This is a genomic window from Krasilnikovia cinnamomea (assembly GCF_004217545.1).
In the GTDB taxonomy this organism is placed as follows: Bacteria; Actinomycetota; Actinomycetes; order Mycobacteriales; family Micromonosporaceae; genus Actinoplanes; species Actinoplanes cinnamomeus.
The window spans coordinates 1,576,419-1,587,902 of sequence record NZ_SHKY01000001.1; the positions used below are offsets into that span (position 1 = coordinate 1,576,419).

Consider the following 11,484-nt stretch of genomic DNA (forward strand, 5'->3'; position numbering starts at 1 on the left):
CGGAGCAGGCCCCGCGCACCCCCGTCAGCCCGGTCGCCCCGGTCAGCCCGGTGGCCGGACGACTTCGAGGAACGTCGCACGTCAGAAGTCGACCGGGGGCAGCTCGGGACCGCCGGCGGCGTCGCTGCCCGCCTGGCCCACACCGAGCTTCTCCAGGATCTTCTTCTCGATCTCGGCCGCCACGTCGGGATTCTCCCGGAGAAACTCCCGGGCCTTCTCCTTGCCCTGGCCCAGTTGGTCACCCTCGTACGTGTACCAGGCGCCGGACTTGCGGATGATGCTCTGCTCGACGCCGACGTCGATGAGCGACCCCTCACGGGAGATGCCCTTGCCGTACATGATGTCGAACTCGGCCTGCTTGAACGGCGCGGCGACCTTGTTCTTGACGACCTTGACGCGGGTCCGGTTACCGACGACGTCCGTGCCGTCCTTGAGGCTTTCGATGCGGCGCACGTCGAGGCGCACCGAGGCGTAGAACTTCAGGGCCCGGCCACCGGTCGTCGTCTCGGGGGAGCCGAACATGACGCCGATCTTCTCGCGGAGCTGGTTGATGAAGATGGCGGTGGTGCCGGAGTTGTTGAGCACGCCGGTGATCTTCCGCAGCGCCTGGCTCATCAGGCGGGCTTGGAGGCCGACGTGGCTGTCGCCCATCTCGCCCTCGATCTCGGCGCGCGGCACGAGGGCGGCCACCGAGTCGATGACGATGATGTCGAGGGCACCGGAGCGGATCAGCATGTCGGCGATCTCCAGCGCCTGCTCACCGGTGTCCGGCTGGGACACCAGGAGGGCGTCGGTGTCGACGCCGAGGGCCCGCGCGTACTCCGGGTCGAGGGCGTGCTCGGCGTCGATGAACGCCGCGATGCCACCGGCTCGCTGGGCACTGGCGACCGCGTGCAGGGCCACCGTCGTCTTACCGCTGGACTCCGGGCCGTAGATCTCGATGACGCGGCCGCGCGGCAGCCCGCCGACGCCGAGCGCCACGTCCAACGCGATGGAGCCGGTCGGGATGATGGCCGTCTGCACGACCGGCCGCTCCCCCAGCCGCATCACGGAACCCTTGCCGAACTGCTTGTCGATCTGCGCCAGCGCCAGATCGAGAGCCTTCTCCCGGTCGGGTCCTGCCACCATGTCCGCCACCCCTGTAGTCGACTTCCCAGCCTTCGCCGATGAGCTTCTATTCACCACGCGCGTCACGGTAGGCGGTGGGTCTGACAGAAACACAGCCGGTCGGCCGTGACCTGTGGATGACCGCGCCGCCTGTGGACAATAGCCGAACACGTGTACGACGATCGAGCGACACGCCAGAACAGGCGTACGAAATCTGCCGAGTGGGTGTCGAGCGTCCTCGTCGCCGCGCGACGCGCCCAGGCCAGCCCACCCGCCGGCAGACACCAGGGAACCCCGGCGCACCGCCGGGGTTCCCACTGCTCATGGTCGCCTTCGTACGCGTGCGGTCACCTCCCTTCCCGCGAGTCGTGCGTGCCGCATGCGGCAGTGTCGGCCGGTAGCCCCGGCGGGGCGCGTTCCCGCGGCCACCGCCGGGCCCGCGGTGCGCGATGCTGACCCGGTCGGCCGCTACCCGTGCTGGGCAAAGGCCGGGGATTCCGGCCCGGTGGGGGCCGGGCCGGCGGTGCTGGCGGCGGAGGCTCCGGCGGGGTGTGCCAGGACGCGGCGACCAGCGCGTCGAACTCGGCGCTGACCCACTCATCGTCCTGAGAGACCAGGTCGATGAACGCGTCCCGGACGTCCGCGCCGGACCGCGCCTGAGCGGTGTCGACGGTGCGGTTCACGGCAGGCTCCCCCGTGGTCCACTGCCCCGCAACCGGGGCAGGCGGAAATCTTCCGGGGCCGACGGCAACGCCCGGTCAGGCGTTGATCGCGGTCGGCTCGCTGTTGTTGACCGCGACGTTGACCTTGCGGGGCTTCGCCTTCTCCAGCACCGGGATACGCAGCACCAGTACACCGTTGTCGTAGCCGGCCTGGATGCGCTCGCTGTCGAGCACGTCGGACAGGATCAGCTGGCGGGAGAACACGCCCAGCGGCCGTTCCGAGGCCTGTAGTTGCGCGTCGTCGCCCAGATCCAGCGGCCGCCGCTCGGCCTTGACCGTCAGCACGTTGCGCTCGATGTCGATATCGATGCTGTCCGGTGTCACGCCGGGCAGGTCGAACGCCACGATGAACTCGTCGCCGGTGCGGTACGCGTCCAGCGGCATCGCGACCGGCCGCGACCAGGTGCCGGGCTGGGAGTCACCGAGCATCTGCCGGGTCCACCGGTCGAGTTCCCGGAACGGGTCAGTGCGCACCAACATCGGTTCCACCTCCGAAATCTGCTCTGCTTTGGGGTGCCAATGCGCTCTGACACCGTTGTACCATGTCATCTGAACGACGACAAGTGGATTGTCACCCAAGGTGGCGACAGCGATCATGTCAACAATTAGACGACTGGGACGGGCGGCTGATGGGAATCCTCGACGACCACGACGCGCGGGCCGCGTTCGCGCAGGTCCTGGCCGCCACGGGCGACACGCCGGCCGCGGCGGCGCCGGTCAGCGGACCCGGCCCGGCTGCCGGCGAGGCAGCGTTGACCGCGCTGACCGCGCTGCGCCGCCTCCGTGAACACCTGGACGCCTGCGAACCGCGGCTCATCGCCGCCGCCCGCGCCGCCGGGACCAGCTGGGCTGTCCTGGCTCCCGCCATGGGGGTCGCCAGCCGCCAGGCCGCCGAACGCCGCTACCTGCGCATCCGCCGAAGCGATCTCGACGATGTCACCGCCACCGGCGACGAGCGCGTGACCGCCGAACGCGATCGCCGCGCCGGGACCCGCGCGGTCACCGGCTGGGCCCGCGACAACGGCGCCGACCTGCGGCAACTCGCCGGCCAGATCACCGCTCTCACCGACCTCGGCCCCGACGCCCAGGCCAGCCTGGACCGGCTGCACCACGCCCTCGGCGGCAGCGACCCGGCGGCCCTGCTGCCGCTGCTCGCCGACACCCGCACGTACCTGCGGCCCGAGCATGCCGTGCTGGCCGACCGGATCACCACGGTCACCGAAGACACCGACCAGGTCCGCCACCGCACCCAGCGCCGCCGCGAACGGCAGCGCCGATCGCCGCACCGCGACCCGGCAGACCCCGAACGCTGACCCGGCGAACGGTCAGCGCCCCGGATCCTGATCAATCGCTCGCCCGGAAGAACGCACCCGGCCCGCCGCCTGGTGCTGGACATGGGCGGCGTGACCTTCCTGGACGCCGCCGGGGTCCGGGCGCCGCTCCGCTGCCACCACGCCGCCGAACAACTCGGCACGTGCCTCGAGATCCGCCCGGCCGGCGACATGGTCCGCCGGGCCCTCACCATCTGCCGGGTCGCGGACCTGTTCCACCTCACGGCGTAACCGTCCTGATCCAGCCGGAACGGTCCACATCTCAAGACCCGAGGCGACGGCCACCCGATGTCCCCCGTGGACACCACCGCTACCCTTCCTGGCGTCGGCGGGCCTGTTCGCAGCGTTCACGGGCGGCGAACTCCTCGGCCTCGACCGCGGCCGCGAGATGCGCTTCGGCACGTTCCGGGTGATCGGCAGCCATCTGCCGCCGGACCGCCGCGACCTGTTCCTCGGTTTCGGCAAGGTCACCGGCGAGTCTGGCCACCGCGTCACGTAGCCCCGCCGCCCGACCGATCTGGTCCGCCGCGCGGGAATCGTCTTCCGCCATACCTCCAGACCTTCCCCCGCAAGCCGATCCGAACCATGGCCTGCCGATCCGAGTGCCACCGACCGGGCGACCCGGCCCGTACTCAGTGCAGGCGTACCGGAACGCGATCGGGGTACGCGGCCACCACCGCGCGCCACACCGTGGCCGTGTCCACCCCTTGCGCGATGGCCTGGTCGATGGTCCGGCCGCCGAGATCGGCGAAGGCGTGATCGGCCGCCAGGCTCCTGGCGTAGCTCACGCCGAATGTCTGCTCGAGCCGCGCCCAGAAGTCCGTCAACCGCACCCGACCAGCCTAGCGTCGGGCTCCGCGCCCGCAACGCGGCCGCGTCGGCGACAAACGTCCACCGCCCGCGACGGATCCACCGGCCGCGTTCCCGCCGGTCAGCGGCGGGTGGGCCGGGAGCCGACCGCCCCCGCCGCAACCCGGAGATCATCCACCAGGCCGCGGTACGCGGTGTCGCGATCGTCGGCGCGGAGCACGGCCGAGGGGTGAATCGTGGCGAGTGCCTGGGTCTGCGCCACCGGGAAGTCCTCCGGGTGGCGGGCCGAGGCCGGCCACGGCATGAGCTGGCCACGGGAGCGGGTGACCCGGAAGTCCGGTCCGAGCAGGGCCTTGGCCGCCGTGGCCCCGAGGATGACCACGATCTCGGGCTTGAGCAGGGCGAACTCGGAAACCAGCCAGGGCCGGCAGGCGGTGATGTGCGCGGGGCCGGGATTCTGGTGGATGCGCCGCTTGCCGCGTAGCTCGAACCGGAAGTGCTTGACCGCGTTGGTGATGTAGACGTCGGCCGGATCGATGCCCGCGTCGTCCACCGCTTCGCGCAGCAGGCGACCCGCCGGGCCGACGAACGGCAGACCCTGCTGATCCTCGACGTCGCCCGGCTGCTCGCCGACGAAGACGACCCCGGCGTGCGCGGCACCACGGCCGAAGACCGTCTGGGTGGCGTGCTGATACAGCTCACAGCCGCGGCAGCCGGCAGCGGCGGCCTTGAGTTCGTCGAGCGTCCGTGCTCCCGGCGGGATGAACTCCTGGGCGCCGACCGGCGGCTCGCTCCTCACCATTCCATCGTTCTACCGGTCCCGGGCGCCCGGCGCGACTCGGCGTCACCGGGACGGGGGTCCGGCGCCCACGGGGTGAGCCGCCGCGGCCACCGCCTCGGCGAGCCGGTCCAGCTCGTGCATGTCCAGCGGGCTCACGGTCAGGCGGATGCCGGGCGGGGTGCTCAGACGGAACAGTGATCCCGGCGCGGCGGCGTACCCGGCGTCGCGTAACGCCCCGACGGTGCGGGTCTCGTCGGGCACCCGTACCCAGAGGTTGAGGCCCGTGGTGCCGTGGACCGGCAGGCCCCGCGCGGACAGGGCGTGGCGCAGGCCGAGGCGGCGGCGGTCGTAGCTGTCGGCCGCGGCGGCGACGGCCGCGGTCACGGCGGCGTCGCGCCACAGCAGCAGGAGCAGGCGTTGCAGCAGGGTGGAGACCCAGCCGGTGCCGATGCGCATGCGCCCGGCGACCCGGGCGATCGTGGCCTCGTCACCGGCGAGAACCGCGATGCGCAGATCCGGACCGTAGGGCTTGGAGGCCGAGCGGGTGAACGCCCAGGCCGCGGTGGCGCCGCTGAGGCTGTGCAGGGGCACACCGGCCAGCTCGGCGGCGTGATCGTCCTCGATGAGCAGCACCTCGGGGTGGCCCGCGAGGATCGGTTTCAGCTCGGCGGCCCGGGCGGCGGTTACCGAGGCGCCGGTCGGATTCTGCGCCCGGGCCGTGACGACGACCGCGCGGGCGCCCGCGGCCAGTGCGGCCGCCAGCGCGGTGGGCTGCGGGCCCTCGTCGTCGACGGCCACGGGTATCGCGGTGAGGCCGAGCGCGGCGACGAGGTCGAGCAGGTTGGCCCAGCCCGGGTCCTCGACGGCTACGGGGTCGCCGGGGCGCAGATGGGTGGTGAGCAGCCGCTCGATCGCGTCGAGCGTCCCCGAGGTGACCGTGATCGCGGCGTCGGCGGCGGGCAGGCCGTCCGCGGCCAGCCGCGCCCGGGCCTCCTCGACCAGCTCGGGCACCGCGCCGGCGGCGGCGTAGCCGAGCGGCTCGCCGGTGTCTCGCGCCACCTCGTGCAGCGGCGGGCCCAACCGTGGCAGCAGGCGCAGGTCGGGCTCACCGGCCGAGAGATCGAGCATCCCTTCGGGGACGGGCAGGCGCAGCGCCGAGCGCGGGGTGGCCACGGCGGGCCGGGCCCGTACGCGGGTGCCGCGCCGGCCGGCGGTCTCGACGACGCCACGCTGGCGCAGGTCCTGGTACGCCTTCGCGACGGTGCCGGGACTGACATGCAGTGCGTCGGCGAGCAGCCGGACCGCGGGCAGCGCCTGACCCCAGACCAGATCCCCCGTGCGCACCCCCGCCTCGATGCTGGCGGAAATCGAGGCAGCGTTGGAACCCGTGACCTGATACTGTTCTGACACAGAAGACATTATGTAATAGTACAAACGGTCTGGCAAGCCTGAGGGAGGCACGATGACCGGCGTCTACGCGCCCACCCCCCGCACCACCCCGACCCGCTACCGCGACCGCATGCGCTACGAGCGCTCCGCCGCGCACGCCATCCTGGACGAGGCGTACGACTGTGCGGTCGCGTTCGTCGTCGACGGCGAGCCCCGCGTGCTGCCCACCCTGCACGTCCGCGTGGGTGACACCGTCTACCTGCACGGCTCCACCGGCGGCCGGCTGGGGCTGGCGGCCCGCGACGGCGGGGTGCCGGTGTGCCTGTCCGCGACCCTGCTGGACGGCCTGGTCCTCGCCCGCTCGCAGTTCCACCACAGCGCGAACTACCGCTCGGTCGTGGTGATCGGTACGGCCCGGCTGGTCGACGATCCGGCGGAAGGGGCGGCGGCGATGGCCGCGCTGGTCGACAAGATCCGGCCCGGCCGCGCGGCGGACAGCCGTCCGGCGAGCCGGCGCGAGCTGGCGCAGACGGCCGTCATGGCCCTGCCCCTGGAGGAGGTCTCGGTCCGGGTCCGCGCCGGCGGGGTGATGGACGATCCGGCGGATCTGGATCTGCCGCACTGGGCCGGGGTCCTGCCGCTGCGCCGGGTCACCGACGCGCCGCAGCCGGACGCCGGGGTGGGCGCGGCGCCGCCGGACTACCTCACCGCCGACCGTTCACCCTGGCACACCGCGGCGCCCCTGCGCGGCACCCACGTGGTCCTGGAGCCGCTGCGCCCGGCGCATGTGGACGGTCTGCTGGCGGCCCTGGGCGACGACGAGGTGTGGCAGTTCCTGCCGAGCGTGCGACCGCGTGGCCACGCGGAAATGGCCTCGCACGTGGCGGCCGCCGCCCAGCAGCAGTGGCTGGGCGAGCGGGTGACCTGGGCCCAGATCCACCCCGAGACCGGGGAGGTGATGGGCATGACCAGCTACCACGACATCGACCCCGAGCGGGGCGCCGTGGGCATCGGCCACACCATCCTCGGCAAGCGGTGGTGGCGCACGGGGGTGAACACCGAGGCGAAGCTGCTGCTGCTGGAGCGCGCGTTCGACGTGCTCGGCGCGGAGCGGGTGTTCTGGTACACCGACGTGCGCAACGAGCGCTCGCAGCGGGCGATCGCCCGGCTCGGCGCCAGCCGGGACGGGGTGGTGCGCCGGCACCGGCTACGCCCGGACGGCACGTGGCGCGACTCGGTGCTGTTCGCGATGACCGCCGACGAGTGGCCGGCGGCGGCGACGCGGCTGCGCGCGAAGCTGGCGGAACACTGATCCGTCCCCGAACGACCGGTGGGGGTGCGGCCGCGGCCACACCCCCACCGGAAGGATGCTCAGCTCTGGGTGATCAAGAAGTCGTCCACGGCCGCCTCCACCAGGCTGGCGGTTCCCGCGTCCGCGGCCTCCACCTGCAGCCGGACGGTCTGCCCGGCGTACGCGGACAGGTTCACCGTGGCGGTCTGCCACGCCGCCGCGCGGTCGGTGGCGGCGCCGGGCTGACTGAAGAGCGTCGTGGTGCCCGTGCCGGTGACCACGCCGACCCGCAGGTAGTCCGCGCTGCTGGCGTTGTCCAGATGCGCCAGGTACCAGGCGAAGGACAGCGTCAGGGTGCCCGACGGCAGCGTGATCGCGGGCGAACGTGCCGTGGTGGTGCCCCCGTCGACGTCGTTGGCGCCGGCGCTGGACCCGGCGGCCGCCCCGGTGACGAGGTCGAAGGTGCCGCTCTTGGCCGTACCGAGCTGGGTGGTCACGCCGGAGGTGGTCGCGGCCGGGTCGCCGCGCTCCCAGCGGCCCGTGGTCGCGGTGTCGGTCCCCGCCGCGTTGGTGGTCCAGCCGGTCGCGGTCTCGAACGTGTCCGACCACACCTGACTGCCGCCCGGCGGGGTACCGCCGTCCTCGGCGAGCGCCCACACCGTCGACGCGATCGCGTCGGCGTTACGGTCCAGCGCGGTGTCGTTGATGTTGGAGATGGTGTCGCAGGCGCGGTGGTAACACGGATCGAACGCTCCGGTCGTACCGCCCCACAGCTCGACCTGGGCCGCGGTCTTGCGGCCCTCCGCGCCGGTGAAGATCCCGCCGGCGGGGATGCCGTTGGCGATGAACGGCCCGTAGTCGCTGCGCCCGTCGAAGTCCGTGCCCCGGGTCGGCACGCCGATCGAGCTGAAGTACGCGGCGAGGGTCTGCTCGATCTGCGCCGAGCCGGCCGGGCCGGGACCGGAACCGGTGTTGTCCGAGTCGTCGCCGTCGTACAGGAAGTATCCCGGGTTCGGTGACGCGACCATGTCGAAGTTGAGGTAACCGGTGATCGCGGCCTTCTGCGCCGAGCTGAGGGAGTTCACGTACGCGGTCGAACCGCGCAGCCCCAGCTCCTCCGCACCCCACCAGCCGAACCGCAGGTGCCGGGCCGGGCGGAAGCCGCTGCGGGCCACGGTGAGAGCGACCTCCAGGTTCGCGGCCGAACCGGAGCCGTTGTCGTTGATGCCCGGACCCGCGCTGACGCTGTCCAGATGGGAGCCGATCATCAAGGTGTCCGCGGTGTCCCCGCCGGGCCAGTCCGCGATGAGGTTGTAGCCGGTGGCCCCGCCGTACGTGAACGACTGCTGCTGGGTCGTGAAGCCCGCGGCGTCGAGCAGGTTCTTGACGTAGGTGACGGAGGCGAGGTAGCCCGGACGGCCGTGCGCCCGGTTGCCGCCGTTGGCGGTGGCGATCGACTGAAGTTCGTTGAGGTGCGCCTTGACGTTGGCGACGGCGATGTCGGGCGCGGCGACGGCGACGGCGGCCTGGGCCGGCACCGCCACGAGGGCGGCCACCAGCGTCGCCGCGCCGACGAGCGGGAATGCTCTCACGGGGTCCTCCGCGGGGGTCGGGAGACCGACGCCGGGGGTACGGCGGCGGCACGCCGAGCATTCCAGAATGGATGTCCGGCGCGCTCATACCGGTTGATACATAGCGCCGCCGTCCGGTCTCAGCGGCCGGCCGGGCCGCCCGGCGGTTCGTGGAGGGAGAAGGTGCCGCGGATCGTCGCGTACGTGTCCCAGCCGTCCACCCAGCCCGGCTCCGGGCTGGCCCAGCTCAGCGTGTACGCCCGGCCACCCAGGTCCAGCCACCGGGCCATCAGGTGCACCGGTGCGCCGGGCGGGCCGTCGTACCGGAACTCCCAGTCGGCCGCGCGCGTCAGCAACGGCACCGGCTCGATGCCGAGCTGCTCGTAGCCGGGCAGCCGGCCGGTGCCCCTCAGCCGGTCGGCCTCGGTGCGGAGAGCCTGCACCGGGTCGGCTGCCGGATCACGGTCCGGGTCGACGCCCAGGTATCGGTCGCTTTCGGGGTCGCGGAAGCAGACCGTGGATCCGATCCGCTCGTACGTCCAGCCGTCCGGGACCGCGAGGCGGAATCCCGGGGCGTCGGTGAAGTAGGACCAGCCGGGGATCAGCGTCCAGCCGTCCGCCCCGCGACCGGCGCCCCGCTGCGGGGTGCGCGGCAGGTCGGTGCTGGGCGGGTTACCGCAGATCGTCGGGCTGAACCCGTCGGCGCCGCCCTGCCCAGCCGAGGGCCCGGACTGCTGGTCCTGCCCTGGTAGCCGGAGGGAACCAGGCATCCGTTCGGCGCTCACCACCGGCAGCACCTCGGGGACGTGGTCGCCGCGCTGGGCGGGCCGGGCGGGGTCGCTGGCGGCGCCCAGCACGGCGAGCGCCACCATTCCGGCGGCGACGAGCCGGGATCGCACCGATCGCCGGGCTTGGCCACCGCTGTGCGGGGGCCTTCGCGGTGGTCGCCGCCGTGCTGGGGCGGGCAGGGATCCCGGGCTCGCGGGCAATGACCCTGAACCCGGCATGGACGACGGACCCGGCGAACCTGATTGGCCCGACAGAGACGAGGGAACCGTGCGAGACGGCGAACCCGGCAGGGTCGATCGGGTCTGTGGGTGGTCTGGTCGCCGACGCGGCCGCTTCCCTTCCCGCTCGATGCGCATGGTGGCCGAGGCCGCCGGCGACGCGGTTCGGTGCGACGGGGCGGACGGATCCGCGTCCGGGTGAACCCGCAGGCGCGCGTCGGCCGCGCCGGTCGCCGGTGGCGGCCGCTCCCATGCCGCCGGCCCGGTGGTCGCCGGTGGCACCGCCGACCGCAGACGTCCGGCCGCCCGGGGCGGGTGATTGCCCGGTCGCTGCCGCGGCGGCACGGCCGAGGCGGGCGAGGCATTGCGCTCCGCCGGATCCGTCAGCCGCACGGCCTGTCCCCGCTCGGCACCGGCGGAGTTGGCGCCGGCGGGGGACGCCGCGTGGGTCCCCGGCGCCGCGCCGGGAGAGGTACCCGCGCCCGGAGTGGCCACCGCCTTCGTACCCGGCGCCGCGTTGGGAGGCGACCCCGCGCTGGCCGGGAACACCGTGGCGGTCCGGCCCCGGCCCGCGATCCAGCGCCGGACGGCTCCGTCGTCGGCCGTTGCCGGATCGGCGACCCGGCCGGGACGGCGCGGCGCGGGCACCGTCAGGCCCAGCATGGCGCGCCGCCGCGCCGGGGCCGGCCCTCGTCCCTCCGCCACGGCGACGATCTCGGCCAACCGCTCGGCCACCTCGGCCGCGGTGAGCCGGTCGGCCGGTTCCCGGCGCAGCAGCCCGAGCAGCACCGGGGCCAGCGGACCGGCCAGCACCGGCGGGTCCGGTTCCGCCGAGGCCAGGGCCAGCAGGGTCGCCATCACGCTCTCCCGCGCGTACGGCGAGCGGGCCTCGACGGCCGCGTACAGCGTGGCGCCCAGCGACCACAGGTCGGACTCCACGGTGGACGCGCCGTCGCGGGCCCGTTCCGGCGAGACGTAGTGCGGGGAGCCGACGATCATGCCCGGGCCGGTCACCGAACCCTCGTCGACGAACGTGGCCAAGCCGAAGTCCGTCAGCACCACGCGCCCGTCGTGGCCGATCAGCACGTTGTGCGGCTTGACGTCGCGGTGCAGCACCCCGGCGCGGTGCGCCGCGGTGAGCGCGTCCAGCACGGCCAGCCCGATGCGGGCGGCGGCCCCCGGGGAGAACGGGCCGTCCTCGCGAACCACCTGGAACAGGGACCGCGACTCGATGTACTCCATGACGATCCACGGCAGACCGTCGGCGTGCACCACGTCGTAGATCCGGACCACGTGCGGATGGTTGAGGCGGGCGGCGCTGCGGGCCTCACGCAACGTACGGGTGCGCAGGCGGCCCTTCTCCTCGTCGCTCATCCAGGCCGGGGGAACGAACTCCTTGACTGCCACGTCGCGGTCGAGCATCTCGTCGCGGGCCAACCACACGCGCCCCATACCACCGGATCCGACCGGATCGA

At 73.3% G+C, this 11,484-nt stretch carries 11 protein-coding genes; 3 read left to right on the forward strand and 8 right to left on the reverse strand.

Going from position 1 to position 11,484, the window contains the following annotated elements; genetic code table 11:
• Nucleotides 1-81 precede the first annotated feature (81 nt).
• Nucleotides 82-1,128 carry a recombinase RecA gene (gene recA / locus EV385_RS06890; RefSeq protein WP_130508688.1) on the reverse strand — a complete coding sequence of 349 codons (1,047 nt, stop codon included), beginning with the start codon at nucleotides 1,126-1,128 and terminating at the stop codon, nucleotides 82-84.
• A 737-nt stretch (nucleotides 1,129-1,865) separates the two neighbouring features.
• Nucleotides 1,866-2,309 carry an Hsp20/alpha crystallin family protein gene (locus EV385_RS06895; protein WP_130508689.1) on the reverse strand — a complete coding sequence of 148 codons (444 nt, stop codon included), beginning with the start codon at nucleotides 2,307-2,309 and terminating at the stop codon, nucleotides 1,866-1,868.
• 149 nt (nucleotides 2,310-2,458) lie between these two features.
• Here EV385_RS06895 and EV385_RS06900 point away from each other — a divergent pair, with 149 nt between their 5' ends.
• Together EV385_RS06900 and EV385_RS06905 are read left to right on the forward strand one after the other, a co-directional pair.
• Entirely contained in the window at nucleotides 2,459-3,142 is a 684-nt protein-coding gene (locus tag EV385_RS06900; RefSeq protein WP_207229774.1) for a type III effector protein, read from the forward strand.
• A 30-nt stretch (nucleotides 3,143-3,172) separates the two neighbouring features.
• Nucleotides 3,173-3,391 carry an STAS domain-containing protein gene (locus EV385_RS06905; protein WP_278045020.1) on the forward strand — a complete coding sequence of 73 codons (219 nt, stop codon included), beginning with the start codon at nucleotides 3,173-3,175 and terminating at the stop codon, nucleotides 3,389-3,391.
• A gap of 79 nt (nucleotides 3,392-3,470) precedes the next feature.
• Here EV385_RS06905 and EV385_RS06910 read toward each other — a convergent pair whose 3' ends face one another.
• The 4 genes from EV385_RS06910 to EV385_RS06925 form a co-directional block, all read right to left on the reverse strand.
• Nucleotides 3,471-3,710 (reverse strand): hypothetical protein, encoded by a 240-nt coding sequence (locus EV385_RS06910; RefSeq protein WP_130508691.1) that lies wholly within the window; start codon nucleotides 3,708-3,710, stop codon nucleotides 3,471-3,473.
• 82 nt (nucleotides 3,711-3,792) lie between these two features.
• Entirely contained in the window at nucleotides 3,793-3,993 is a 201-nt protein-coding gene (locus EV385_RS06915; protein WP_130508692.1) for a DUF3046 domain-containing protein, read from the reverse strand.
• A gap of 98 nt (nucleotides 3,994-4,091) precedes the next feature.
• Nucleotides 4,092-4,772 (reverse strand): UdgX family uracil-DNA binding protein, encoded by a 681-nt coding sequence (locus tag EV385_RS06920; protein ID WP_130508693.1) that lies wholly within the window; start codon nucleotides 4,770-4,772, stop codon nucleotides 4,092-4,094.
• A gap of 42 nt (nucleotides 4,773-4,814) precedes the next feature.
• Nucleotides 4,815-6,161 (reverse strand): aminotransferase class I/II-fold pyridoxal phosphate-dependent enzyme, encoded by a 1,347-nt coding sequence (locus tag EV385_RS06925; RefSeq protein ID WP_130513138.1) that lies wholly within the window; start codon nucleotides 6,159-6,161, stop codon nucleotides 4,815-4,817.
• 52 nt (nucleotides 6,162-6,213) lie between these two features.
• Here EV385_RS06925 and EV385_RS06930 point away from each other — a divergent pair, with 52 nt between their 5' ends.
• The gene (locus EV385_RS06930; RefSeq protein WP_130508694.1) at nucleotides 6,214-7,452 is read left to right on the forward strand and encodes a bifunctional pyridoxamine 5'-phosphate oxidase family protein/GNAT family N-acetyltransferase; all 1,239 of its coding nucleotides are present in this window, start codon (nucleotides 6,214-6,216) and stop codon (nucleotides 7,450-7,452) included.
• A gap of 59 nt (nucleotides 7,453-7,511) precedes the next feature.
• Here the strand turns inward: EV385_RS06930 and EV385_RS06935 are convergent, their stop codons facing one another.
• Together EV385_RS06935 and EV385_RS35935 are read right to left on the reverse strand one after the other, a co-directional pair.
• Nucleotides 7,512-9,023, reverse strand: a complete 1,512-nt coding sequence (locus EV385_RS06935) for a M28 family metallopeptidase (RefSeq protein WP_130508695.1) — start codon at nucleotides 9,021-9,023, stop codon at nucleotides 7,512-7,514.
• A 119-nt stretch (nucleotides 9,024-9,142) separates the two neighbouring features.
• Nucleotides 9,143-11,461, reverse strand: coding sequence for a protein kinase domain-containing protein (locus EV385_RS35935; RefSeq protein WP_423203022.1), 2,319 nt, complete (start codon nucleotides 11,459-11,461; stop codon nucleotides 9,143-9,145).
• Nucleotides 11,462-11,484 lie beyond the last annotated feature (23 nt).